Genomic DNA, 23636 nt, shown 5'->3' with positions numbered 1-23636 from the left:
TCGCAGACGCCTTCAGGCCGATGCCTCGGCGGGCGAGCCCTCCGGGGTCCGCTCCCGCACGACGCGGCGGGGCCTGGCCGGCATCCCGAGCAGTGGGTTGGCGACGCCCCAGGCCGCGCCCTTGCAGATCAGCTCCTTGTAGACGGCGGCGAGCCGTCCGGTCAGGGCCGCACCGACGGAGCGGTCGTCCGCGGTGACGTACTGGATCAGGCCTTCCCTGCGGCCCAGCGAGATGCACTGGTTGAAGTAGCGCAGCGGCGTGTTCGGGGTCTTCCCGCCGGTCAGGCGCGCTGCGATGGCGTCGGCGGCCTGCCACGCCATGGGGGTGCCCGTGGCGCACGACATCCGCAGCGGCTTGTCGCCGGGGCCCATCGCCATGGCCGCGTCGCCGATGGCGTACACGTCCGGGTGCGAGACCGAGCGCATGGTCCGGTCGACCACGATCTGGCCGGTGTCGGTGACTTCCAGGGCGGTGGCGCGGGCGATCGGGTGGACCGCGAAGCCGGTGGTCCAGACGGTGACCGCGGCCGGGACGGACGTTCCGTCGGCGGTCGTGACGTGGTCGGCCTCCACGGCCGTGACGGCTGCCTGCTCGTGGACGGTGATCCCGAGCTTGTCGAAGACCTTCCGTACGTGGTCGCGGCCCTTGGGCGACAGCCAGTCGCCGAGCTCGCCGCGGGCGGTGAGGGCGACGTCGAGGTCCGGGCGGGCCTCGGCGATCTCGGTCGCGGCCTCCAGGCCGGTGAGGCCGCCGCCGACGACGACCACGGTCTGCCCGGCGTCCAGGCCTGCCAGGCGCTCGCGCAGCCGGAGCGCTCCGGGGCGGCCGGCGATCTCGTGGGCGTGCTCGGCGGTGCCGGGGACGCCTCGGCTGTTCCAGGCGCTGCCGAGGGCGTACACGAGGCTGTCGTAGTCCAGTTCCTCGGTGCCACCCCCGTCGCCCTGGTCGATGACGGTGACGGTCCTGCGGTCGACGTCGACGCCCGTGACCCTCGCGAGCCTCAGCTCGACGCCGGTGCCCGCGAACATTTCGCTGAAGGGACGGGCCTTGAGGTCCTGGCCGGTCGCCAGCTGGTGCATCCGCACGCGCTCGACGAAGTCGGGCTCGGCGTTGACGAGGGTGATGGCGACGTCCTCGCGGTGCAGCCGCTTGGCGAGGCGCCCGGCGGCGATGGCTCCGGAGTATCCGGCTCCGATGACGATGATGCGGTGCTGCATGTCCTGGCTCCTGTCTCGCGCGGGTTCACCACCTGAACCGGGCAGCCGTCCGTTTCCTGACAGGAGGGGGATGTGAAGCAGCTCACATCGGGATCAGAAGGCGTTGAACAGGGGTTCCCCGTGCTCGGTGGCCGCCCACTGCCGGGTCGCGCGTTCGAGCTTGTCGGGGTTGACCTGGTTGCGGAACGCGGCGATTCCCCCGGCTGTGATCTCCACGCACATGACGCCCACGACGCGGCCGTCGAGGACCGCCACGATCGCGGGGGCCCCGTTGGCGGTCGTGACGTAGACCCCGGGTGAGCCGCCCACGATGGCGCGCTTGGCCTCGGCAGGCTTGAACAGGCCCCGCATGAACTTCGCGACCGCGAGCGCGCCCTCGAACGCCTTGGCCCGGGCCGGGACCTTCCCGCCGCCGTCGCCGATCGCGATGGCGTCCTCGGTGAGCAGCCGCACGAGCGGCTCGGTCCGGCCGCTGGTGGCGGCGGCGAGGAACTCCTCGACGATCCGGCGGGTCGCGGCCTCGTCGATCTCGGTGCGGGCCTTGCCGTCCGCGACGTGCTTCCTGGCGCGGTGGAAGGTCTGCTGGGCGGCGGCCTCGGTGACGCCGAGGATCTCCGCGATCTCCCGGTGCGGGTAGCCGAAGGCCTCCCGCAGCACGTACACCACCCGCTCGTTGGGGGAGAGGCGCTCCATGAGGGCGAGGACGGCGTACGAGACCGATTCGCGCTGCTCGGCGGTGTCGTCGGGGCCGAGCATCGGGTCCCCGGCGAGCAGCGGCTCGGGCAGCCACTCGCCCACGTAGGTCTCGCGCCGGACGCGGGCCGAGGTGAGCTGGTTGAGGCACAGGTTGGTGAGGGCCTTCGTCAGCCAGGCCTCGGGGACCTCGACGCGGTCGACGTCGGCCGCCTGCCAGCGCAGGAACGTGTCCTGCACGGCGTCCTCGGCGTCGCTCGCGGAGCCGAGGAGGCGGTAGGCGATGGCCTGCAGGCGGGGCCTGGATGCCTCGAACCGGTCCACGTCGTTCATGGTCAGAGCCATGGCCCGGATCCTAGCTCGCGGGGCGCTCGCCGGCCCATGGGCTGCGGCCACCGCATCACTCGAGCGGTGCTGCCCGCCGGTGACCTGAATATGATCGGCGCATGATGCAGCGAAGGGCCGATGCCGCGTAGGTCCCCGGGTGTGTTCCGGGCCGGGCCGCCGGATCGTCGAAGCCGCGGTCTGACCAGCACGTTGCTCATCGGCACGTGCCCCGGACCGCCCGCGTGCACCGCCGTGCACACGTACCTCTTCGTCGACGGCCTCGAGGTGGTCGGGCGCAGCGACAGCAGAGCCGTGGGACTGCGTCCGGACGAACTCCTGCGGCCCGGCGGACCGCTGTACCCGGCGGATGCCGCCCGCAGCGTGGGTGTGGCGTCGTCGCAGGGGCGTCCCGAGTCCGACCCGACTCTCCACATCCGGGTGCGGCTGCGTGGTGCGACGGTGGTCTGGAGCGAACTGATGTACCCCGGCCTCGACAGCGGGGTGATCGAGGAGGTCTGCTTCGATCTGGAGCAGTACGTGGGGGAGATCGAGCGGGCGTACGGCCTGTGCGCCACCGATCCCGCCGGGCCGTCGGGCTGACGAAGAGCCGGGAGTGGGCGAATGGGCTGGCAGTGCACCGGGCTGGGGTGGCCCGACGACGGGCCCGTGCTCGGGTGGCGGCGGAGTGACGGGGCGGGCCGTGGCCGGAAGAGCGTTCTGGCGTACGGGAAGGAGCTCGGATTCCGGGCGGAGGGCGAGCGGCACTGTTCCGGGGCGCGCGGCAACCCGTGTCCGGTCATGGCTGTGGTGTCCGCGCGGAGTACGGGGGCGCGCTGCCCGGAGTGTGCGCGGCTGGACCGGGCGCACTCGGTGGCCGCCGACACGATCGCCGACGACCCGCGGACGTACCGCGTCTACCTGGCCTGGTTCGGGCCGGGGATGGTCAAGGTCGGGATCACCCGTGAGTCCCGGGACGCGGCGCGGCTCCGGGAACAGGGCGCTGTGGTGTTCACCTGGCTGGGGCGCGGGCCCTTGATGGCCGCCCGGCGTACGGAGGAGCTGCTGCGCGCGGCGCTCGGGGTGCCCGACCGGATCCCGTACGCGCGCAAGCGTGCCGTGCGGGGCGAGTTGCCGGAGGCGGTGGAACGGGTCGCCGAGGTCGAGGTGTTGTACGGGCGTGCCGCCGAGCTTGAGGGGAGCGGGTGGCCCGAGGCGCTGGAGCGACTGCCGTTCGAGGCCGTCGACCACGCCGGGGTCTTCGGGCTCGACGCGGTGGGGGCGGCGGCCCGGGTGGTGACCGGCCTGGTGGACGGCGGCGTGGTGGCCGGGCGGCTGGTGGCGGCGGCCGGGCCCGATCTGTATCTGGCGACCTCGGCGGACGGGGTCGTCGTCCTGGACGCCCGGCTGATCACCGGCTGGGTGCTGGTGGGGGCCGACGCGCGGGCGGGGCTGAGCGTGCCGGTCGTTGCCGTGGGGGGCGGTGGGGTGCAGGACGGGCTGTTCTGAGATCGTCGCGAGGTACCGACGAGGAAGGCGGGGCGGATGAGCGGCGGCGACAGTGACCGTGACGATGTGGTGCGGTTCTGGGAGCGGCTCGGACTGCCCGGGATCATCGACGTCCATACGCACTTCATGCCGGAGCAGGTGCTCCGCAAGGTGTGGGCGTACTTCGACTCGGCCGGCCCGCTGACCGGTCTCGAGTGGCCGATCGCCTACCGGCACGACGAGGAGGAACGGCTCGCGCTCCTGCGCTCGTTCGGGGTGCTGCGGTTCACCTCGATGCTCTACCCGCACAAGGCCGGGATGGCGGCGTGGCTCAACGGCTGGGCGGCCGACTTCGCGGGGAGGGTGCCGGACTGCCTGCACACCGCGACCTTCTTCCCGGAGGAGGGCGTGGAGGGCTATGTGCGCGAGGCGGTCGAGGCGGGGGCCCGGGTCTTCAAGTCGCACGTCCAGGTCGGCGCGTACGACCCGAACGACCCGCTGCTGGAGCCCGTCTGGGGACTGTTGGCGGAGGCCGGGATCCCTGTGGTGATGCACTGCGGGTCCGGACCGGTGCCCGGCGCGCACACCGGGCCCGAGCCGGTCGGACGGCTGCTGTCCCGCCATCCCCGGCTGCGACTGGTGGTGGCGCACATGGGGATGCCCGAGTACGCGGAGTTCCTGGCACTGGCGGCGGTGTACCCGGGGGTGCGGCTCGATACGACGATGGCGTTCACGGACTTCAGCGAGGACCTCACGCCCTTCCCGGCCGTGGAACGCGGACGGCTCGCGGATCTGGGGGACCGGATCCTGCTGGGCACGGACTTCCCGAACATTCCGTATCCGTACGCCCACCAGCTGCACGCACTGGAGCGGCTGGGGCTGGGCGATGCGTGGCTGCGGGCCGTCTGCCACGGGAACGCGAGCGCGCTGTTCGCCTGAGAAGAGGCATTCTCAGGGAATTCACAGGGAGGGGAAAGGCCTCTCTCACGGCCGTCTCACAGGCTGGGGCCATGACGACGACCTCGCCCCAGGGGCGTACCGAACTGCTCAGGCCGGACCGCAATCCCGTCCGCGTACTGGTCGTGGACGACGAGGCCCCCTTGGCCGAACTGCTCTCCATGGCCCTGCGGTACGAGGGCTGGGACGTGCGCAGCGCCGGGGACGGCGCGGGCGCCGTCCGTACGGCCCGTGACTTCCGCCCCGACGCCGTGGTTCTCGATGTGATGCTGCCCGACATGGACGGGCTCGCCGTGCTCAGCCGGCTGCGGCGGGAGCACTCCGACGTACCGGTGCTGTTCCTGACCGCGCGTGACTCGGTGGAGGACCGGATCGCCGGGCTGACGGCGGGCGGCGACGACTACGTCACCAAGCCGTTCAGCCTGGAGGAGGTCGTGGCCCGGCTGCGCGGTCTGATCCGCCGCTCGGGCACGGCCACCGCGGCCCGCAGCGAGTCGACGCTCGTCGTCGGGGATCTGGTGCTGGACGAGGACAGCCACGAGGTGAGCCGGGGCGAGGACCCGATCCACCTGACGGCCACCGAGTTCGAGCTGCTGCGGTTCCTGATGCGCAATCCGCGCCGGGTGCTGAGCAAGGCGCAGATCCTGGACCGGGTGTGGAACTACGACTTCGGCGGCCAGGCGAACGTCGTCGAGCTGTACATCTCGTACCTCCGCAAGAAGATCGACGCGGGCCGCACCCCGATGATCCACACCCGGCGCGGGGCGGGATACCTGATCAAGCCCGGTGAGTAGCCCCGTGAGCAGGAACCGTCGCCGCGCGCGGCGGCCGTGGACCCTGCGCACCCGGCTCGTCGTGTACGCGGTGACACTCATCGCGGTCGTCGCCGCCGTGATCGGCTCGGTCACCACCATCGCCTTCCACAGCTATATGTACGGAAAGCTGGACGCCCAGCTGACCGACATCGCGACGCGGGCCGACGACCGTCCGCCGGCCGGCGGAGCGCCTGTCCCGGGCGGGCTGCAGAACAAGGATCCGCTCGACTTCGTCGGCATGGGCGGCCAGCCCTTCAAGACGTTCGGTGCCGTCTCCGTGGACGGGGTCGTCACCGGCTCGCGGATCGCGACGAAGGACAGCACGCTCGACGCGCAGCAGAAGGCGGGGCCGCTGACCGCCGCACAGGGGGATGCCCTGGAAGCGGCCGGTGTACCCGCGGACGACGCGGTGCACGACGTCGAGCTGCCCGGTCTCGGCGGCTACCGCGTGAAGGCCGTTCCCAAGGAAAGCGGTTCGACCGTCCTCGTCGGCATTCCCACCGGCGAGGTGAGCGGCGCTCTCACCACCCTGATCCTCGTCGAGGTCTGTGTCACCGGGGCGGGCCTCGTCGCCGCCGGAATCGCGGGTGCCGCGATGGTCGGCGTCGCCCTGCGCCCGCTGCGCCGGGTGGCGGCCACCGCGACCCGGGTCTCCGAACTTCCCCTGCACAGCGGTGAGGTCGCCCTGCTCGAACGGGTTCCGGACGCCGAGGCCGATCCGCGCACGGAGGTCGGCCAGGTCGGTTCGGCCCTCAACCGGATGCTGGGCCACGTCGGTTCGGCCCTCGACGCGCGGCAGAAGAGCGAGATGCGGGTGCGGCAGTTCGTCGCGGACGCCAGCCACGAGCTGCGGACCCCGCTCGCCTCGATCCGCGGGTACGCCGAACTCACCCGGCGGGGGACGGAGTACGCCGGTCCCGACACCCGCCACGCACTGGGACGCATCGAGTCCGAGGCGGAACGGATGACGGGCATGGTGGAGGACCTGCTGCTCCTGGCCCGGCTCGACGCGGGCCGGCCGCTCGCGTACGAGAGCACCGATCTGTCACCGCTCGTCGTCGACGCGGTGAGCGACGCGGGCGTCGCGGGCAGGAGTTCCGGCGACGCGGGCAGGAGTTCCGGGGGCATGGCGGGGCCCACGCACCACTGGCGGCTGGAACTGCCCGAGGTGCCCGCGACCGTACGTGCCGATCCCACCAGGATCCAGCAGGTGCTGGTCAACCTTCTGGCGAACGCCCGTACGCACACCCCGCCGGGGACCACGGTCACCGTCCGCGTACGGGAAGCACGCAGGGACCTGCCCTGGGTGACGCTGGAGGTCCAGGACAACGGGCCCGGCATCCCGGCCGGGCTGCAGCCGCACGTCTTCGAGAGGTTCGCGCGCGGCGACGCCTCGCGCTCCCGGAACGCCGGCTCGACGGGACTGGGACTCGCCATCGTGCAGGCCGTCGTGGCCGCGCACGGCGGCCGGGCCGAGGTGCGGTCGGTGCCGGGGAACACGGTCTTCGCCGTCCATCTGCCCGCGGACTCGGTGTACGAGGGCGGCCCGGCCGTCGGCTCACAGCCGGACCACAGGCTCACCACAAGGGTGTGACAGCGCGGTTGGCGAGTGTCGTGTCATGCGAACCGACACCCCTTGGAGCACCTTGCCGGCCCGGGAGCATCTCCTGGCCGCAGCGGTCGACGCGGCCGGTGCTCCCGTACTCGACGTGGTGGTCCCCGTCCACAACGAGGAGAAGGACCTCGAGACCTGTGTGCTGCGCCTGCACGACCATCTGGCGCGAACGTTCCCGTACCGCTTCCGGATCACCGTCGCGGACAACGCGAGCACCGACCGCACGCCCCAGGTGGCGGCGCGGCTCGCGGCGCTGATCCCGGAGGTGCGGTCGTACCGGCTGGAGGAGAAGGGCCGGGGGCGGGCACTGCACACCGTCTGGTCCCACTCGGACTCCCCGGTCCTCGCCTACATGGACGTCGACCTCTCGACGGACCTCAACGCCCTCCTGCCGCTGGTCGCCCCGCTGATCTCCGGCCACTCCGACCTGGCCATCGGTTCGCGTCTCGCGCGCAGTTCGCGCGTGGTGCGCGGCTCGAAGCGGGAGTTCATCTCGCGGGCCTACAACCTCATCCTGCGCTCCTCGCTGGCCGCCCGGTTCAGCGACGCACAGTGCGGTTTCAAGGCGATCCGGCGTGAGGTCGCGCAGCGGCTGCTGCCGATGGTCGAGGACACCGGGTGGTTCTTCGACACCGAGATGCTGGTGCTGGCCGAGCGGGCCGGGCTGCGCATCCACGAGGTGCCGGTCGACTGGGTCGACGACCCGGACTCCACGGTGCACATCGTGAGGACGGCGACCGAGGACCTCAAAGGGGTCTGGCGGGTGGGCCGGGCGCTGGCCGTCGGCGCGCTGCCGCTGGACCGGCTGGCACGGCCGTTCGGGGACGATCCGCGCGACCGGGCCCTGCCCGGGGTGCCGGGCGGCCTGGCGCGGCAGTTGGTCGGCTTCTGTGTCGTGGGCGGGCTGTCCACGCTGTTCTACCTCGTCCTGTACTCCCTCTTCCGGCAGGGCGTCGGGCCGCAGTTCGCCAACGGGGCCGCACTCCTGGTGTCCGCCCTCGCCAATACGGCAGCGAACCGGAGGCTCACCTTCGGCGTACGCGGCCGGGGCGGCGCGGTACGCCACCAGGCTCAGGGGCTCGTCGTCCTCGCCATCGGGCTCGCCCTCACCAGCGGCTCGCTCGCCGCGCTGGGCACGACGTCCGGAGCGCCCTCGCACGGCACGGAACTCGCCGTGCTGATCGCGGCCAACCTCGCGGCGACGGTGCTGCGGTTTCTGCTCTTCCGCGCCTGGGTCTTCCCGGACCGGCGTACGGACCACCAGGACGCCCCCAAGGCTCCCGCACACGAACTGAGGAACGTCCGATGACCGCCACGCACCCCGACCACCTCCCGGCCCCGCCGGACACCCCCGGGCCGTTCGCGTCACCGGCGGCGTCGGCCGCACGGCAGGGGCACGGCCGCCCGAAGGCGCCGCTCGCGCGGCGCATCCGGCAGGGCAGGCCCGAGGATCCGCGCTGGGCACGGCCCGCCTTCCTCGGCATGCTGCTGGTGATCACGCTCGCGTACCTGTGGAATCTCAGCGCCTCCGGATACGCGAACTCCTTCTACTCGGCCGCCGTACAGGCCGGCAGCCAGAGCTGGAAGGCGTTCTTCTTCGGCTCGCTGGACTCCGCGAACGCCATCACCGTCGACAAGCCCCCGGCCACGCTCTGGCCGATGGCCCTGTCGGTACGGATCTTCGGCCTCCACTCCTGGGCGATCCTCGCGCCCCAGGTGTTGATGGGCGTGGCCACGGCCGGTGTCCTGTACGCGGCCGTGCGCCGCAGGTTCAGCGCCGCCGCCGGGCTGATCACGATGGCGGTCTTCGCCCTGACGCCGGTCGCCGCGCTGATGTTCCGCTTCAACAACCCGGACGCGCTGCTCGCGCTGCTGATGACCGTCACCGTGTACTGCGTGCTGCGCGCCCTGGAGGGCGGCCGGACGAAGTGGCTGGTGTGGGCGGGTGCCGCGGTCGGTCTCGCGTTCCTGTCGAAGACCCTGCAGGCGTTCCTGATCCTGCCGCCGCTGGCGGTCCTGTACGCGGTGTTCGCGCCCGTGTCCGTACGCAGGCGCTTCGGCCAGCTGGGTCTGTCCGCCCTCGCCATGGCCGGCGCGGGCGGCTGGTGGGTGGCGATCGTCGAACTGTGGCCCGCCTCCTCCCGCCCCTACGTCGGCGGCTCGCAGAACGACTCCTTCCTCGAACTCACCTTCGGCTACAACGGACTCGGCCGGATCAACGGCGAGGAGACCGGCAGTGTGGGCGGTGGCGGTGGCGGAGGCGGCGGCCAGGGCGGCGGCTGGGGCGAGACCGGCATCGGCCGGATGTTCAACTCCGAGATCGGCGGCCAGATCGCGTGGCTGCTTCCTGCCGCTCTGCTCCTGCTGGTCGCGGGCATCTGGCTGACCTGGCGGGCGAAGCGGACCGACACGGCCCGTGCGGCGTTCCTCGCCTGGGGCGGCTCGCTGTTGATGACGGCGTTCGTCTTCAGCTTCATGGCCGGGATCTTCCACCAGTACTACACCGTCGCCCTGGCGCCCTACGTCGCGGCGCTCGCCGGCATGGGCGCCACCGTCCTGTGGGAGGAGCGGACCAAGTGGTGGGCGGGAGCCGCGCTCGGCGGGACCGTCGTGGTGACGGCCCTCTGGTCGTACGTCCTGCTGGGGCGGACCCCGGACTACTTCCCGTGGCTGCGCTGGGCCGTCCTGATCGGCGGCCTCGTGGGAGCGGTGGGTCTGCTGCTCGCCGCCCGGCTGGGGCGCGCACTCGCCCTCACCGCGGTGGGGCTGGGCCTGGCCGTGTCGCTGGCCGGGCCGACCGCGTACACGATCAGCACGCTGAACACCGGGCACCAGGGCTCGATCGTCACCGCGGGGCCGGCGCGCGGGAGCATGGGCGGCCCCGGTGGCGGCCCCGGTGGCGGCCCCGGTGGCGGCGACGGTACCGGTGGCGGTCCCGGTGGCGGGACGCCTCCTGGGCAGGGCACGCAGCAGGGTGGTCAGGCGCCGGGCACCGCCCGGGGCGGCGGCTTCCCGGACGGTGGCCGGCCCGGCCAGGGGCAGCCGGGTCAGGGGCAGCAGCAGGGGCGGACCGGCAGCCTGCAGGGCGGAATGCCCGGCGGTGCCACGGGCGAAGGCGGCATGGGCGGCGGTGGCGGCATGGGCGGTCTGCTGGGCGGTTCGTCCGTGGGCGCCGAGGCCGAGAAGCTCCTGGAGAAGAACGCCGACGACTACACCTGGGCCGCGGCGGCCATCGGTGCGCAGAACGCCGCGAGCTACCAGCTCGCCACCGGTGACCCGGTGATGGCGATCGGCGGCTTCAACGGCAGCGACCCGTCCCCGACGCTCGCGCAGTTCGAGAAGTACGTCGAGGACGGGAAGATCCACTACTTCGTCTCGAGCGGCTCGGGCGGCGGTGGCGGCATGGGTGGCAGCGGTGCCTCGTCCCAGATCTCGACGTGGGTGGAGGAGAACTTCAAGGAGGTCACGGCAGGCGGCGCGACCTTCTACGACCTCACTCAGCCGACGGGCGGGAGCTGACGCCGCAGTTCGAGATCGGCGACGACAGGGCGGTGGTCCGAGGCGAGCGTCTCGGCCACCGCCCCTGCGCGTACCCGCACGGCCCCGGCGCCGGACTTCGACACCGCCACGAAGTCGATCCGTTTCACCGGATCCTCGGCCGGGAAGGTCGGCGCCCCGGGATCGGCGTCCGTCAGCTCCTGCCAGAGCGGTGCCAGTTCCGGCGCGTCCGGCTCCGCGTTGAAGTCGCCGAGGAGGATCTGCCGGGCGCCCCGGTCCTCGGCCATGATGCGCCGGGTGTCGGCGACCTGGGCGATGCGCACGGACGGGTCGGGCCGGTAGTCCAGATGCGTCACGTACACGTGCACGGGCAGCCCCTGGACCCGCAGCACGGCCTCGGCGAAGCCCGGCGCGGGCGCCGGTACCGGGTTCGGGTCCTGGGTCGAGAGCCTCGTGATCTCGTGGTTCTCGGCGCTGATGATCCGGTACCGGGACAGCACCGCAACCCCGTACTCGCGCCGGGGTTCACCGGGTGTCACCGGGTCGAGGCTGTAGATCGGCGCGAACGACACCCGCATGTGCAGCCGCCGGGCGAGCTCGCCCGCGAGGTCCTGCCACTCGCTCCGGGCACCCCAGTGGCCGTCGACTTCCTGGAGGCCGATCACATCGGCGTCCAGCGCGCGCAGTTGGGCGGTCTGCCGGTCCAGGTCGAAGACCTCGTCCATGCCCGCGCCGGCATGGATGTTGTACGTCGCGACGCGGAGCGGGATCGCGTGCCCCTCCTCGGCGGCCCCCGCGGGCGGCGCGAGTGCGGCCACCGACAGGCCTGCAGCGATCAGTACGCCCACCGTACGACGACGCACGTACATGTCACTCCACTCGGATCGCGCTCGGACGCTTGTCAGGTCTGCGTCGACAGGGCTACCCGCCCCGACGCCCGGCGCAAACACGTTGTACGCCGTACGGGAAATGCCTTACGGTGTACGACGCCACACTCCCATACACCGTACAAGCGCACCGGAATCCAGGAGCCCGCATGACGGCGACCGCCGCCGAGCAGAACGATCTCGCCCCCCGGGGAGGCCATCCGCAGCGCTGGCTGATCCTCGGCGTCATCTGTCTCGCCCAGCTCACCGTGCTGCTCGACAACACCGTCCTGAACGTCGCGATCCCCTCCCTCACCACGGAGCTGAACGCGTCCACCGCCGATGTGCAGTGGATGATCAACGCCTACTCGCTCGTCCAGTCCGGACTGCTGCTCACGGCGGGGAGCGCCTCCGACCGCTACGGCCGCAAGAAGATGCTCGTCGCCGGCCTCGTGCTGTTCGGTATCGGCTCGCTGGTGGCCGGACTCGCCCAGTCCTCCGGGCAGCTGATCGCCGCCCGCGCGGGGATGGGCATCGGCGGCGCCCTGCTGATCACCACCACCCTGGCCGTCGTCGTGCAGATCTTCGACGACACCGAGCGCGTCAAGGCGATCGGCATCTGGTCCACCGTCAACTCCCTGGGCTTCGCCGTCGGGCCGCTCGTCGGCGGCGTGATGCTCGACCACTTCTGGTGGGGCGCGATCTTCCTGGTCAACATCCCGGTGGCCGTCATCGGCGTGATCGCCGTCGTCCGGCTCGTCCCCGAGTCCAAGAACCCCCGGGGCGACCGTCCTGACCTGCTCGGCGCACTGCTCTCCACCATCGGCATGGCCGCCGTCGTGTACGCGATCATCTCCGGCCCGGAACACGGCTGGGGCTCCGGCCAGGTCCTGCTGACCGCCTTCACGGGCGTCGCCGTGCTCACCGGATTCGTCCTGTGGGAGCTCCACATCCCGTACCCGATGCTGGACATGCACTTCTTCCGCAACCAGAAGTTCATCGGCGCGGTCGCGGGGGCGATCCTTGTCGCCTTCGGGATGGGCGGTTCGCTCTTCCTGCTCACCCAGCACCTCCAGTTCGTCCTCGGGTACGGGCCGCTGGAGGCCGGTCTGCGCACGGCACCGCTCGCACTCACCGTGGTGGCCCTCAACCTCACCGGGCTCGGCGCCCGCCTCGTCCCGAGGACGGGGACGCCCGCCACCATCGCCGCCGGGATGAGCCTGCTGGCCGCCGGGCTCGGGGCCATCGCCCTGCTCGGCCGCCAGGGGTACGGCGGCATGCTGCTCGGCCTGGTCGTCATGGGCGCCGGCATCGCGCTCGCCATGCCCGCCATGGCCAACGCGATCATGAGCGCCATCCCGCCGGAGAAGGCGGGCGTCGGTGCCGGGGTCAACGGCACGCTCGCCGAGTTCGGCAACGGGCTCGGGGTCGCCGTGCTCGGCGCCGTGCTGAACTCGCGGTTCGCCGCTCTCGTACCGGCGGCCGTCGGGGCGGCCTCCCTGCCTGCGGCGCTCGCCGCCGCCGACGGCGAGGGGGAACGGCAGCGGATCACCGATGCCTTCGCCTCGGGCCTGGAGGCCAGTCAGCTGGTCGGCGCGGTGGCGGTTCTGGCGGGCGGCCTGCTGGCCGCCGTACTGCTGCGCCGGGCGGAGCGCGCGGAGGAGGCGGTGTCCGCCGAGGACCCTCGGCCCGAGCAGCGGGCACCGGAGCGGGCATAGCATCGGACGGAGTGCCGTACGGAGGGGTGTCATCCGCTCCGTACGGCAGCCCGTTGAGACGGACACACTGGGCAGTCCGTACCGTCGCGAGTCGAGGAGAGTGCGTCATGGGGTCCGCGGCGGACGGTGCGAACAACCCTGTACGGATCAGTGTGTGGCTGGACCGGCGAACCCCTTCGCGCGGCCGCAGGACGGATCAGCCGGCCGGCCTCGACCGGGACAGGATCACCGCGGCGAGCGTACGGCTGCTGGACTCCGAGGGCCTCGCCAAGTTCTCCATGCGCCGCCTCGCCGCCGATCTCGACGTCACGGCGATGTCCCTCTACTGGTACGTCGACACCAAGGACGACCTGCTGGAACTGGCCCTGGACACCGTCTTCGGGGAGATCGCGCCGCCCCGGGAGGACACGGGCTGGCGCGAGCGGCTGCGCGAACTGGCCACCAGCTACCGGCGGATGCTGGTGGCGCACCCGTGGGCCTCGGCACTCGCCGGGAGCTTCCTGAACATCGGCCCGCACTCGATGCTGTTCTCGTACGCGGTCCAGGACGTCATCCGGGCCACCGGGCTGCCCCTGGAACACCAGTCGGGTGCGATGTCGGCCGTCTTCCAGTTCGTCTACGGGTTCGGCACCATCGAGGGCCATTTCCTGCAGCGTTCGGCGCAGGCCGGGCTGAGCCAGGACGCGTACTTCCGGCAGGCCATGGGCACGATCCGCTCCCATCCGGAGCACCGGCACATCGTGCAGACCTCGGAAGCCATCATGGCCGCGCGCGGCGGGGACACCGTCGAGGAGATGCGCGAGCGGGACTTCGTGTTCGCGCTGGACCTCCTGATCGCGGGCATCGAAGCGATGTGCGAACGGGCAGTCCGCCGGTAGCCCCGCGGCGTCAGTAACCGCGCCCCGTGTCCACGGCGAGTGCGGGACGTCGCCCCCCGGCCACCGCCTCCCAGCAGGCCGCGAAGTCCGTGACGACGTCCTCGTCGGCCGTGATGCCCGCCGAGTGCGAGGTGATCACCGTGCGCGGCAGCTTCCAGGCGGTGTAGTCGGGGCCCGCGGGCTCGTCGGGCAGCACGTCGAGGACGGCCCGTCGCACCGTCCCGGCACGCAGGGCGGCCTCCAGTGCCGCCATGTCCACGCATGCGCCCCGGCCGACGTTCACGAAGGAGGCGCCCTTCATCGCGGTGAACCGTGCGCCGTCGAAGAACCGCTCCGTGGCGGCCGTCAGCGGGAGGGCGGACACCACCCACCGGGCTTCGGCCAACACAGCCTTCTCCTCGTCCCCGCCGGCGGCGATCACCCGGTCGAAGCCCGGCGGTACGCCGTGAGGCGTGCGGCAGACACCCACCGTGCGCAGCGAACACGCCCTCAGCAGACCGGCGACGGCGGAGCCGATGCGCCCGGTGCCGTGGACGACGACGGTCTGACCGGCGGCGAGTTCGGACGGGATGCGGCGCCACCGGGCCTCGGTGTGCTGTGCCGTGTGCTCCGGAACGGACTGGCATTCGGCGAGCACCCAGGCCAGCACGTACTGGGCGATCCGCTCACCCATCCGGCCCACTGTCCGGGTCAGCAGCGCCCCTTCGGGCCACGGTCCGGCGGCCAGCAGCGCGTCCGTACCCGCGTTGACGCTGTGGAACCACAGCAGCTGTCCGGTGCGCAGGGTTCCGGGCAGCGTGTCACCCGCGTACAGGAACGGCCCCTCGGGCGCGGTACCGGACGCGCGTCCCGCCGGGCGCCCGGTGATCCGCTCCAGCCCCCCGACCACGGACGCGTCGAGGGAGGGCGAGGCCAGGAGCTCGGCCCGCGCGAGCAGGTCGGGGCGGGGCATCGGTCGGGACGGCATCATGGGACGGGTCAGCCGCCTGTGGCCAGGTGGGCGGGGAAACCGCCGGTGGCGACCGGGCCCCAGCGCTCCGGGGTGATCCGGATGAGGGACTTCCCCTGCTTCACCATCGCCGCCCGGTACTCGTCCCAGTCCGGGTGCTCACCGGAGATGTTCCGGAAGTACTCGACGAGCGGCTCGACCGACTCCGGTGAGTCGATCACCTCGGCCGAGCCGTCGATCTGCACCCACGGGCCGTTCCACTCGTCCGACAGGACGATCACGCTGACCCGCTCGTCCCGCTTGGCGTTGCGGGTCTTGGCCCGTTCGGGGTAGGTCGAGACGACGATCCGGCCCGCGTCGTCGACGCCGCAGGTCAGCGGGGAGCCCTGGGGGCGGCCGTCGGCCCGGGTGGTCAGCAGGATCGCCCGGTGCCGCGGCCGTACGAAGTCCAGCAGTCCGGCGAGCTCCACGGTGGTGTTGGTCGCGATGTTCGGTGCCATGCGGCAACCCTATGCCGGTACGGATTCCCCCTGCACGGCCTGGATGTCCAGCTCCACCCGCAGCGTCGTACCGATCGCGGAGATGCCCGCCTGCACCACCTGGTTGTAGTTCATGGCGAAGTCCTCGCGGCGCAGTTCGGCCGTTGCGTGGAAGGCCGCCCGCACCCCGCCCCACGGGTCGGGGCCGGTGCCGAGGTAGCTGAGGTCCAGGTCGACGTCACGGGCCACGCCGTGCATCGTGAGCACGCCGTCGACCGTCCAGCGGTCCGGTCCCGCCGGGGTCAGGGCGCGCGAGCGGTAGGTGATCTCCGGGAACCGCTCCACGTCCAGGAAGTCGGGCGAGCGCAGGTGCTTGTCGCGCATGCCGTTGCCCGTGTCGATGCTGGCCGGGGTGATGAAGGCCTCCACCCGGGAGCGCTGGACGTCCTGTGCGATCTCGATCCGGCCGCCGAATTCGGTGAACCGGCCGTGCACGCTGGAGATTCCCAGGTGCTGCGCGACCGCGGCCACCGAGGAGTGCACCGGGTCCAGCGACCAGGTGCCCGGCGGCGGCAGCTCCACACCGCCCTGCCGGGTGAGCACGACGGTGCCGGCCTCGACCCGGCCACTGGCCGTGACGAGGGCGGTGGAGGCGGCGGGTGCGTAGCCGACCGCTGTGACGATCACCGTGTACGCGCCGGCCTGCAGACGGTCGTCGGTGCGGACGGAACCGTTCTCGTCGGCGGCGGCCCGGAGCACCTGTGCGCCCGTCATGTCGGTCACCGTGATGACCGCGTGCTGGACCGCCCAGCCGTCCCGCGTCCGTACCTGTGCGCGAAGTCCCATCTGTGCTCTCTCCTTGCTCCATCACTCAGTTGCTCAGTGACTCAATGAGTCGGGCCCCGGGGCGGGGACAGCAGGCCGTCCCCTGCCTGCCGTCCCCACCACGGGGCCCGTTTCCGCCGGCGGGCACAGCCTCTCCGCTCGAAGCGCTGTTCCGCCAGGGGTCTTTGTGGATCTTCCGTGTCTACTCGCCGGGGTGGGCGAGCTCGATGTCGTGGTCGTCGACTCCGGCACCCGTCACGGTCAGTGCGGTGGCCACCGGCGGGTAACCGGTCGCGATGACCGAGTACTCGCCCGCGTCCAGGTCGGTGAAGGCGTACGCCCCGTCCTCCCCGGTCGTCGAGCCCGCGACCACGTTGCCTGCCGCGTCGATGAGGGTGACCCGGGCGTCGGGCAGCGGGGCCCGGCCGGAGCCGGCCCGTACGACACCCTGGACCAGCGCACCGGCCCGCAGTGCCGCGTCGACCCGGGTGACTCCCTGGCCGCCGATCTCCACCGGCAGGGCCAGCGGGCGGAAGCCGGCGGCCGTCACGGCCACGGTCACCGTGCCGGGGATCAGCTCGCCGAAGGTGAAGTCGCCCGCGTCGCCCGAGGTGCCGGTGGCCAGCACGTCGCCGCGCACGTCGGTCACGACGACCATCGCGCCCCGGACCGGGTTGCCGCCCTCGGAGGTCCGTACGGTCCCGGCGAGACCGCTCGTACCGGCGAGCAGGATGTCGTACGCGAGCGGCTCCTCGCCGACGACCACGGTGGAGGCCTGCGGCTGGAAGCCGTCGGCGGACGCGATCAGGACGTAACTGCCGGAGCCCGGCGCGTCCAGTACGTAGCCGCCGTCGGCCTGGGCGACGGAGCGCCCCAGCTGTCGGCCGCCCAGCGAGATCAGCGTGACGGCCGCCCGGGCGACAGGCGCGCCCTCGGCGCCGCGCACCACTCCGCGTACGGGCGTTCCCTGCGCGGTCACGACCGGGGCGTCCGGGGCCTCGACCGAGGTGACCCCGGCCGTTGCTTCGGCGACGAGCGCGGTGGTGCCCGTGGTGGCTTCGGCGGCCTCCGCGGCGGGTGCCCCGTCGCCGGCCGGGACCTTGTCGTTGCCGGCGTTCGTCTTCAGCGCGACCTCCTTGATGAAGATCGTCACGATGAACGCCACGAGCGCGGCCGGGGCGGCGTACAGGAAGACGTCGGCGACACCGTGGCCGTAGGCGACCTCCATGACGGTGCGGAACGGCGCGGGGAGCTTGTCCAGGTCGGGGATCCCCCCGCCGCCGGTGCCGCCGTGGCCGAACGCGGCGCCCTGGGGGCCGAGGTCGGCCAGGCCGTCCTTGACGTAGTGGGTGACGCGGTTGGCCATGACGGCGCCCAGCGCGGAGACGCCGATGGCGCCACCGAGCGAACGGAAGAACGTGACGACGGAGCTGGCCGCGCCGAGGTCGGCGGGAGCGACCTGGTTCTGCGTGGCGAGGACCAGGTTCTGCATCATCATGCCGACGCCGAGGCCCATCACGAACATGAAGACGGCGATGTGCCAGTACTCGGTGTCGTACCGGATGGTGCCCAGCATCCCGAGGCCCGCGGTGACGAGGAAGCCACCGGCGACCAGCCAGGCCTTCCAACGGCCCGTCTTGGTGATGACCTGGCCCGAGACCGTCGACGAGAGGAAGAGCCCGGCGATCATCGGGATGGTCATGACGCCGGACATGGTCGGCGACTTGTCGCGCGCCAGCTGGAAGTACTGGCTGAAGAAGACGGTGCCCGCGAACATCGCGATGCCGACGAACAGCGAGGCGATCGAGGCCAGGGTGATGGTCCGGTTGCGGAAGAGACGCAACGGGATGATCGGCTCACTGGCACGGGACTCGATGAACACGAAGACCAGCGTGAGCAGGACCGAGCCCGCGAGCATCGTGTAGGTCTGCCACGAGACCCAGTCGTACTTGTCGCCCGCGAAGGTCACCCAGAGCAGCAGCAGCGAGACGGCGGCGCTGATGAAGAACGCGCCCGACCAGTCGACCTTGACCTCGCGCTTGACGACCGGGAGCTTCAGGGTCTTCTGCAGCACGATCAGGGCGATGACCGCGAACGGCACACCCACGTAGAAGCACCAGCGCCAGCCCATCCAGCTGGTGTCGGTGATGACACCGCCGAGCAGCGGGCCGCCCACGGTGGCGACGGCGAAGACCGCGCCGAGGTAGCCGCTGTAGCGCCCGCGCTCGCGCGGGGAGATCATCGCGGCCATCACGATCTGGGCGAGGGCGGAGAGACCGCCGACTCCGATGCCCTGCACGACACGGCAGACGATGAGCATGCCGCTGCTGGTCGACAGACCGGCCACGACCGAGCCGAGCACGTAGATGATCAGTGCTATCTGGACCAGCAGCTTCTTGCTGAACAGGTCGGAGAGCTTGCCCCACAGGGGGGTGGTCGCGGTCATGGCCAGCAGGGAGGCCGTGACGACCCAGGTGTAGGCGCTCTGGCCGCCGCCGAGGTCGGAAATGATCTCCGGCAGGGCGTTGGAGACGACGGTCGACGACAGGATCGCGACGAACATGCCGAGCAGCAGCCCGGTGAGCGCTTCCATGATCTGGCGGTGTGTCATCGGCGTGCCGTCGGGGGCGTCCGATGCCCCGTGCTTGGCGTGGCCGCCCCGCACACCGGTCGGTGTGGTCGTAGCCATGGAGTTCCTTGTCTTTGCTTCTGTTACACAGGTGTACGGGTGTGCGAATCGTCGGAGTGCCCGGTGCGGCAGTCGCCGCTGTGCTTTCCGGGGGCGCAGCCCACGAGGCTGCGGCAGGAGAAGCTGTCGCGCAGCCGGGACAGCAACGTGTTGAGTTGTCCGACGTCCTCGTCGGACCAGTCGGGGAGGTTGTGGGCGAACATTTCCGTGGTCCTCCTGGACAGTTCGCCCAGCAGGTCGTTGCCCGCGGGGGTCAGCCGCACGATGCGGGACCGCTTGTCCGCAGGGTCCGGGAACCGTTCGATCCAGCCGTTGTCCACGGCGTGGGCCACGTGCCGGCTGGTCACCGACATGTTCACGGCGAGAAGTTCGGTGAGCCTGGTGATCCGCATCTCGCCGTACCGGGACAGCAGGGTCAGCACGGCGGCCGAACCGCCGGGGCACTCTGCGGGCAGGATGCGGGCGAGGCCCCTCTTGACGGCTCCGATGGCGCTGAGCTGGCGGGCCAGTTCCTCGTACTGGCTCCGTGCGGCCACCGGTCCTCCAGCTTTCTCCCGGGATCATCTTGTTGCTTAGGGCAACGATAGAAGCTGTTGGTTGCTACAGGCAAACGAAAAGACCCTTGCAGAAGTAAAGGAAGGCAAAAGCCTCCGTAGGCTCCCGGTCAAGCCCACAGCGCAGGGCCGGTGAGCGGCGCCGGATGTGTTCCGCGGCACAGAGCGCGAGCGGGGCCGCACTCCACGGGAAGCGGCGAAATCTCCGCGGGAAGCGGCCGGACGGGCCCGTGGAGGCGGTGCGGAGCGCTTCGGTGGACGCGTGAAGAGGCCGTGGACGGCTTGGACGGGCAGCATCCGCTGTGGACCCGGGGGTTGGGCGGCACCTCTGAGTTCGCTAGTGTCCTGGGCCATGGCACACAACCCCCACGCCCCGCAGCCGGGCCCCGAGGGCACTCACGACCCGGCGGGCAGCACGCAGATGTTCCGCGCCTTCGTCGACGAGGGCGAGCCGCAGCGCAGGCAGCAGCCTGCCGCGACGTCTTCCGGGCCCAAGGCCGGGGTGATCGCGGTCGTCGTCGCGGTCGTCGTCGTCCTCGGCGCGGTCGCCTGGCTCGCGCTCGGCTGACCGCGGTCCCCGCGGACGGGGACCCTGCTCAGGTCACATCCCTGTCACTTCCCACGGCGTGACGCCCCGGCTCCCCGGCATGCCCGCCGGAGGGCCGGGGCGTCGTGCCGTGTCCGCACGCGGTGCGGCGCCCGCTGCCGGCCGGCGGCCGCCTTGCCGGCCGGGAACGAGCCCGACCGCAGACCGCGCCGGGCGCACCGCGGCCGCCGAGGCGGTGGACAAGGTGCCCCGGCGGCCGGCGGAGCCGCGTGTCCGGCGTCGTAGCGCGCCGGACCGGCTGATGCGCCGTCAATCACCGACCCGTACGGGTCAGTCCGCGATGAGCCCCTCCCTGAGCTGGGTGAGCGTCCGGGTCAGCAGCCGTGAGACATGCATCTGCGAGATGCCGACCTCCTCACCGATCTGCGACTGGGTCATGTTGGCGAAGAAGCGCAGCATGATGATCTGCCGCTCGCGCGGGGCGAGTTTGGCCAGCAGCGGCTTCAGGGACTCGCGGTACTCGACGCCTTCCAGCGCCGCGTCCTCGTAGCCCAGGCGGTCCGCCAGCGAGCCCTCGCCGCCGTCGTCCTCGGGGGACGGGGAGTCCAGCGAGGAGGCCGTGTAGGCGTTGCCGACGGCCAGCCCGTCGACCACGTCCTCCTCGGAGACCCCGAGCGCCTTGGCGAGCTCGGGCACGGTCGGCGAGCGGTCGAGCTTCTGCGCGAGCTCGTCACTGGTCTTGGTGAGCGCGAGCCGCAGTTCCTGGAGCCGGCGCGGAACCCGCACCGACCACGAGGTGTCGCGGAAGAAGCGCTTGATCTCGCCCACCACGGTCGGCATCGCGAACGTGGGGAACTCCACCCCCCGCTCGCAGTCGAACCGGTCGATCGCCTTGATCAGGCCGATCGTGCCGACCTGGACGATGTCCTCCATGGGTTCGTTACGGCTCCGGAACCGCGCCGCCGCGTACCGCACGAGCGGGAGGTTGAGCTCGATGAGTGTGTCCCGCACATAGGTCCGCTCCGGACTGTCCGTTCCGTCGGGACCCGATGCGGGACCCAGCGCGGCGAGCCGCAGGAACAGGGAGCGGGACAGAGTGCGGGTGTCGATGGCTTCCGATGAGCTGGTGAGCACGGCAGGTGCTGGTGCGCTCTTCGTGAGCGTGAGCACCTTCGAGCTGCCCTGTTCTGCGGACATGCCACCCCCTTGAGGTCGCGGACGGTCGCGGTGGCCACGACCATCGGAGGAACGCAGCCTCCACCTGAATACCGGCGGTAGAGCTGCGGCAAACGCGGTTCCAGCAGAATGTCACATGTCGGCAACACGCTGTAGTGACATGTCGACAAGTAAGCGCCAAAACTGCCCTGGAAACAGGGGGTGTACGGCTTTTGCGCCGCTGGAACCGGTCTCCGTACGGTCTACCCGTTCCGGTTACGCCTCGATCCTGTTTGCGGATCTCAGGCGGGCAAAACTTCTGGCCAGGAGCCTTGACACGTGCATCTGGGAGACACCGAGTTCGGCGCTGATCTGGGACTGGGTCAGGTTGTTGTAGTAGCGCAGCAGCAGGATCCGCTGCTCGCGCTCCGGCAGCTGGACGAGCAGATGCCGTACCAGATCGCGGTGTTCGACCCCGGCGAGGGCCGGATCCTCGTAGCCGAGCCGGTCCAGGAGCCCCGGCAGGCCGTCGCCCTCCTGGGCGGCCTCCAGCGAGGTCGCGTGGTAGGAGCGGCCCGCCTCGATGCAGGCGAGCACCTCGTCCTCGGAGATCTTCAGCCGCTCGGCGATCTCGCCGGTCGTGGGTGAGCGGCCGTGAGCGGTCGTCAGATCCTCGGTGGCGCCGGTGACCTGGACCCAGAGCTCGTGCAGTCGCCGCGGGACGTGCACGGTGCGCACGTTGTCGCGGAAGTAGCGCTTGATCTCCCCGACCACGGTCGGCATGGCGAACGTCGGGAACTGGACGCCGCGTTCCGGGTCGAAGCGGTCGATGGCGTTGATGAGGCCGATGGTGCCGACCTGGACGACGTCCTCCATCGGCTCGTTGCGGCTGCGGAAGCGGGCCGCGGCGTACCGCACGAGGGGCAGGTTCGCCTCGATCAGGGCGGCGCGCACCCTGCGGTGTTCCGAGGTGCCCGGTTCGAGGCCCTTGAGCCGGCCGAACAGCACCTGGGTGAGCGCCCTGGTGTCCGCGCCCCGGGTTCTGGTGGGCGCTGAGGGATCGGGCGTCTCGGTCTGGATGTCGTCCGTCTGGACGTTCTGGGGCGGGACTTGAGGCGCTGTACTGGCCGGCACGGTGTCGCCACCCCTTTGCGGTCAACTACGGTCAACTCATCCGTCAAAAGCGGTCATAGCATCACAAGACATGTCCACTGTGTGCAAGCACCGCAAAGAGTCGTGTTGAGCGCGATTCGGTTTAAACATGCCGAAAAGACCCTCTCCTGAAAGGTGAAGGGCTCGAAGGGCCGAAAGGGGGAAACGCGTCAGAACGGGTAGTCGGCAATCACCCAAGTGGCGAATTCACGCCACTGTCCGGCAGCCGCCTGATGTGCCGGGTGCTCGATGTAGCGCTTCAGGGAGTCCTCGTCCGCGACCGCCGAGTTGATGGCGAAGTCGTACGCGATCGGCCGGTCGGTGATGTTCCAGGCGCACTCCCAGAACTCCAGCTCGGGGATCGTTCCCTCGAGCGCGCGGAAGGCCTGTACGCCCGCGACGACCCGCGGATCGTCCCGTTCCACGCCGTCGTTCAGCTTGAACAGGACCAGGTGGCGGATCATGGGGGTTCTCCTACTTCACGAGCTCGGACATGAAATCCCCCACGCCCTGTGCGGCGCTCGAGACGCCTTCGAAACCGACCTGGACGAGGTCGGCGGCCCGGGCGGGAGACGTGATGATCGTGTACAGCACGAAGACCACAATCAAGTAGAGCGCGATCTTCTTCGCTTGCACCACAGCCCCGCCTCTCCCTTTCGATCACCTGTGCAGTCGGGTGATTCTAGCCGCACGTTTGGCCGTATCCGCTGGCTGTTTCCGATCACTGATGTGGCTTTTAAGGACGAAGGACCCTCCGATCCGGGCCCTTTGCCCCCGGCTGCGGCTTCTGCCGGGAGGCAGGATGGGAAGCGAGCCCGCCGGATGCAACCGAAACGTGCGGGCCGAGGAACAGGACCTTCCGGGGTCCACACCGCGAGACTTCCCCCCTGACCGCGGCGAGGGCCCCTGGTCCCTGTTCTCACCGGGGGAAGCGGCTTGTCCCCCCGATGCCGCTTCCCCCGACCTCGAACCTGATGCGCGACATGACTGTGGCCCCGGCTTCCGAGCCGGGGCCACGGTCATGTCCTGCGCGAGAAACGCCCGAAGGGCCCGGCGCACTGCGCCGGGCCCTTCGTAAGAGCGGTAGCGGAGGGATTTGAACCCTCGGTGAGTTTCCCCACACTCGCTTTCGAGGCGAGCTCCTTCGGCCGCTCGGACACGCTACCGAGAGAGAGCTTAGACCATCCCGGGCCATGGTTCGAAATCAGATTCCCGC

General features: G+C 71.1%; 22 protein-coding genes and 1 tRNA gene. 10 read left to right on the top strand and 13 right to left on the bottom strand.

Annotation, left to right across the window (positions count from 1 at the left end):
• Positions 1 to 12: 12 nt before the first annotated feature.
• Positions 13 to 1218, bottom strand: a complete 1206-nt coding sequence (locus OG844_RS26335; RefSeq protein WP_406393562.1) for an NAD(P)/FAD-dependent oxidoreductase — start codon at positions 1216 to 1218, stop codon at positions 13 to 15.
• Positions 1219 to 1311: 93 nt separating this feature from the next.
• The gene (locus tag OG844_RS26330) at positions 1312 to 2256 is read right to left on the bottom strand and encodes an RNA polymerase sigma-70 factor (RefSeq protein WP_406393560.1); all 945 of its coding nucleotides are present in this window, start codon (positions 2254 to 2256) and stop codon (positions 1312 to 1314) included.
• Positions 2257 to 2490: 234 nt separating this feature from the next.
• Here OG844_RS26330 and OG844_RS26325 point away from each other — a divergent pair, with 234 nt between their 5' ends.
• From OG844_RS26325 to OG844_RS26295, 7 genes are all read left to right on the top strand, one after another.
• Positions 2491 to 2838 (top strand): hypothetical protein, encoded by a 348-nt coding sequence (locus OG844_RS26325; RefSeq protein WP_406393559.1) that lies wholly within the window; start codon positions 2491 to 2493, stop codon positions 2836 to 2838.
• Positions 2839 to 2859: 21 nt separating this feature from the next.
• Positions 2860 to 3744, top strand: a complete 885-nt coding sequence (locus tag OG844_RS26320) for a DUF2797 domain-containing protein (protein WP_406393558.1) — start codon at positions 2860 to 2862, stop codon at positions 3742 to 3744.
• Between the two features lie 36 nt (positions 3745 to 3780).
• Complete coding sequence (locus OG844_RS26315) at positions 3781 to 4662, top strand: amidohydrolase family protein (protein ID WP_406393557.1); 882 nt, start codon at positions 3781 to 3783, stop codon at positions 4660 to 4662.
• A gap of 71 nt (positions 4663 to 4733) precedes the next feature.
• Positions 4734 to 5474 carry a response regulator transcription factor gene (locus tag OG844_RS26310; RefSeq protein ID WP_406393555.1) on the top strand — a complete coding sequence of 247 codons (741 nt, stop codon included), beginning with the start codon at positions 4734 to 4736 and terminating at the stop codon, positions 5472 to 5474.
• A gap of 4 nt (positions 5475 to 5478) precedes the next feature.
• Positions 5479 to 7089 carry an ATP-binding protein gene (locus OG844_RS26305; protein ID WP_406393553.1) on the top strand — a complete coding sequence of 537 codons (1611 nt, stop codon included), beginning with the start codon at positions 5479 to 5481 and terminating at the stop codon, positions 7087 to 7089.
• Between the two features lie 25 nt (positions 7090 to 7114).
• On the top strand, positions 7115 to 8419 hold the full coding sequence (locus OG844_RS26300) for a glycosyltransferase (protein WP_406393551.1): 1305 nt from the start codon (positions 7115 to 7117) through the stop codon (positions 8417 to 8419).
• Positions 8416 to 10629, top strand: coding sequence for a glycosyltransferase family 39 protein (locus OG844_RS26295; RefSeq protein ID WP_406393549.1), 2214 nt, complete (start codon positions 8416 to 8418; stop codon positions 10627 to 10629). The genes OG844_RS26300 and OG844_RS26295 overlap by 4 nt, the downstream gene beginning before the upstream one ends.
• Here OG844_RS26295 and OG844_RS26290 read toward each other — a convergent pair.
• A complete protein-coding gene (locus OG844_RS26290) occupies positions 10608 to 11477 on the bottom strand; it encodes an endonuclease/exonuclease/phosphatase family protein (RefSeq protein WP_406393547.1) in 870 nt (289 codons plus the stop codon). The genes OG844_RS26295 and OG844_RS26290 overlap by 22 nt on opposite strands.
• Positions 11478 to 11644: 167 nt before the next feature.
• Here OG844_RS26290 and OG844_RS26285 point away from each other — a divergent pair, with 167 nt between their 5' ends.
• Positions 11645 to 13192, top strand: coding sequence for an MFS transporter (locus OG844_RS26285; RefSeq protein ID WP_406393545.1), 1548 nt, complete (start codon positions 11645 to 11647; stop codon positions 13190 to 13192).
• A gap of 107 nt (positions 13193 to 13299) precedes the next feature.
• On the top strand, positions 13300 to 14070 hold the full coding sequence (locus OG844_RS26280) for a TetR/AcrR family transcriptional regulator (RefSeq protein WP_406393543.1): 771 nt from the start codon (positions 13300 to 13302) through the stop codon (positions 14068 to 14070).
• A gap of 10 nt (positions 14071 to 14080) precedes the next feature.
• On the opposite strand, the gene OG844_RS26275 is transcribed toward OG844_RS26280, so the two are convergent.
• From OG844_RS26275 to OG844_RS26255, 5 genes are all read right to left on the bottom strand, one after another.
• Positions 14081 to 15022, bottom strand: a complete 942-nt coding sequence (locus OG844_RS26275; protein WP_406393541.1) for an NAD(P)-dependent oxidoreductase — start codon at positions 15020 to 15022, stop codon at positions 14081 to 14083.
• A 26-nt stretch (positions 15023 to 15048) separates the two neighbouring features.
• Complete coding sequence (locus OG844_RS26270) at positions 15049 to 15519, bottom strand: PPOX class F420-dependent oxidoreductase (RefSeq protein WP_351173178.1); 471 nt, start codon at positions 15517 to 15519, stop codon at positions 15049 to 15051.
• Positions 15520 to 15528: 9 nt separating this feature from the next.
• Entirely contained in the window at positions 15529 to 16344 is an 816-nt protein-coding gene (locus OG844_RS26265) for a YceI family protein (RefSeq protein ID WP_384606398.1), read from the bottom strand.
• 181 nt (positions 16345 to 16525) lie between these two features.
• A complete protein-coding gene (locus OG844_RS26260; protein WP_406393538.1) occupies positions 16526 to 19012 on the bottom strand; it encodes an MFS transporter in 2487 nt (828 codons plus the stop codon).
• Positions 19013 to 19035: 23 nt separating this feature from the next.
• Entirely contained in the window at positions 19036 to 19548 is a 513-nt protein-coding gene (locus OG844_RS26255; protein ID WP_406393536.1) for a MarR family winged helix-turn-helix transcriptional regulator, read from the bottom strand.
• Between the two features lie 370 nt (positions 19549 to 19918).
• Here OG844_RS26255 and OG844_RS26250 point away from each other — a divergent pair, with 370 nt between their 5' ends.
• On the top strand, positions 19919 to 20134 hold the full coding sequence (locus tag OG844_RS26250) for a hypothetical protein (RefSeq protein WP_384606402.1): 216 nt from the start codon (positions 19919 to 19921) through the stop codon (positions 20132 to 20134).
• Between the two features lie 309 nt (positions 20135 to 20443).
• On the opposite strand, the gene OG844_RS26245 is transcribed toward OG844_RS26250, so the two are convergent.
• The 5 genes from OG844_RS26245 to OG844_RS26225 all read right to left on the bottom strand — a co-directional run bounded on the left by OG844_RS26245 (position 20444) and on the right by OG844_RS26225 (position 23586).
• Positions 20444 to 21310: an RNA polymerase sigma factor SigF gene (locus OG844_RS26245; protein ID WP_329208907.1), complete on the bottom strand. Its 867-nt coding sequence runs from the start codon at positions 21308 to 21310 to the stop codon at positions 20444 to 20446.
• A 234-nt stretch (positions 21311 to 21544) separates the two neighbouring features.
• On the bottom strand, positions 21545 to 22402 hold the full coding sequence (locus tag OG844_RS26240; protein WP_383183084.1) for an RNA polymerase sigma factor SigF: 858 nt from the start codon (positions 22400 to 22402) through the stop codon (positions 21545 to 21547).
• A gap of 188 nt (positions 22403 to 22590) precedes the next feature.
• Positions 22591 to 22884 carry a Dabb family protein gene (locus OG844_RS26235; RefSeq protein WP_406393533.1) on the bottom strand — a complete coding sequence of 98 codons (294 nt, stop codon included), beginning with the start codon at positions 22882 to 22884 and terminating at the stop codon, positions 22591 to 22593.
• Between the two features lie 10 nt (positions 22885 to 22894).
• The gene (locus OG844_RS26230) at positions 22895 to 23059 is read right to left on the bottom strand and encodes a hypothetical protein (protein ID WP_164494166.1); all 165 of its coding nucleotides are present in this window, start codon (positions 23057 to 23059) and stop codon (positions 22895 to 22897) included.
• A gap of 442 nt (positions 23060 to 23501) precedes the next feature.
• Positions 23502 to 23586, bottom strand: a tRNA-Ser gene (locus OG844_RS26225).
• Positions 23587 to 23636: the final 50 nt, after the last annotated feature.

It is taken from the genome of Streptomyces sp. NBC_00887 (assembly GCF_045207585.1).
The sequence above is the reverse complement of the archived record's forward strand: the minus strand, read 5'-3'. Positions and strand labels throughout refer to the sequence as shown.

Coding starts and splice junctions, on each gene's coding strand:
- OG844_RS26335 (WP_406393562.1), bottom strand. CDS start 1,218: ATGCAGCACCGCATCATCGTCATCGGAGCCGGATACTCCGGAGCCATC.
- OG844_RS26330 (WP_406393560.1), bottom strand. CDS start 2,256: ATGGCTCTGACCATGAACGACGTGGACCGGTTCGAGGCATCCAGGCCC.
- OG844_RS26320 (WP_406393558.1), top strand. CDS start 2,860: ATGGGCTGGCAGTGCACCGGGCTGGGGTGGCCCGACGACGGGCCCGTG.
- OG844_RS26315 (WP_406393557.1), top strand. CDS start 3,781: ATGAGCGGCGGCGACAGTGACCGTGACGATGTGGTGCGGTTCTGGGAG.
- OG844_RS26310 (WP_406393555.1), top strand. CDS start 4,734: ATGACGACGACCTCGCCCCAGGGGCGTACCGAACTGCTCAGGCCGGAC.
- OG844_RS26300 (WP_406393551.1), top strand. CDS start 7,115: ATGCGAACCGACACCCCTTGGAGCACCTTGCCGGCCCGGGAGCATCTC.
- OG844_RS26295 (WP_406393549.1), top strand. CDS start 8,416: ATGACCGCCACGCACCCCGACCACCTCCCGGCCCCGCCGGACACCCCC.
- OG844_RS26290 (WP_406393547.1), bottom strand. CDS start 11,477: ATGTACGTGCGTCGTCGTACGGTGGGCGTACTGATCGCTGCAGGCCTG.
- OG844_RS26285 (WP_406393545.1), top strand. CDS start 11,645: ATGACGGCGACCGCCGCCGAGCAGAACGATCTCGCCCCCCGGGGAGGC.
- OG844_RS26280 (WP_406393543.1), top strand. CDS start 13,300: ATGGGGTCCGCGGCGGACGGTGCGAACAACCCTGTACGGATCAGTGTG.
- OG844_RS26275 (WP_406393541.1), bottom strand. CDS start 15,022: ATGCCCCGCCCCGACCTGCTCGCGCGGGCCGAGCTCCTGGCCTCGCCC.
- OG844_RS26270 (WP_351173178.1), bottom strand. CDS start 15,519: ATGGCACCGAACATCGCGACCAACACCACCGTGGAGCTCGCCGGACTG.
- OG844_RS26265 (WP_384606398.1), bottom strand. CDS start 16,344: ATGGGACTTCGCGCACAGGTACGGACGCGGGACGGCTGGGCGGTCCAG.
- OG844_RS26260 (WP_406393538.1), bottom strand. CDS start 19,012: ATGGCTACGACCACACCGACCGGTGTGCGGGGCGGCCACGCCAAGCAC.
- OG844_RS26250 (WP_384606402.1), top strand. CDS start 19,919: ATGGCACACAACCCCCACGCCCCGCAGCCGGGCCCCGAGGGCACTCAC.
- OG844_RS26245 (WP_329208907.1), bottom strand. CDS start 21,310: ATGTCCGCAGAACAGGGCAGCTCGAAGGTGCTCACGCTCACGAAGAGC.
- OG844_RS26235 (WP_406393533.1), bottom strand. CDS start 22,884: ATGATCCGCCACCTGGTCCTGTTCAAGCTGAACGACGGCGTGGAACGG.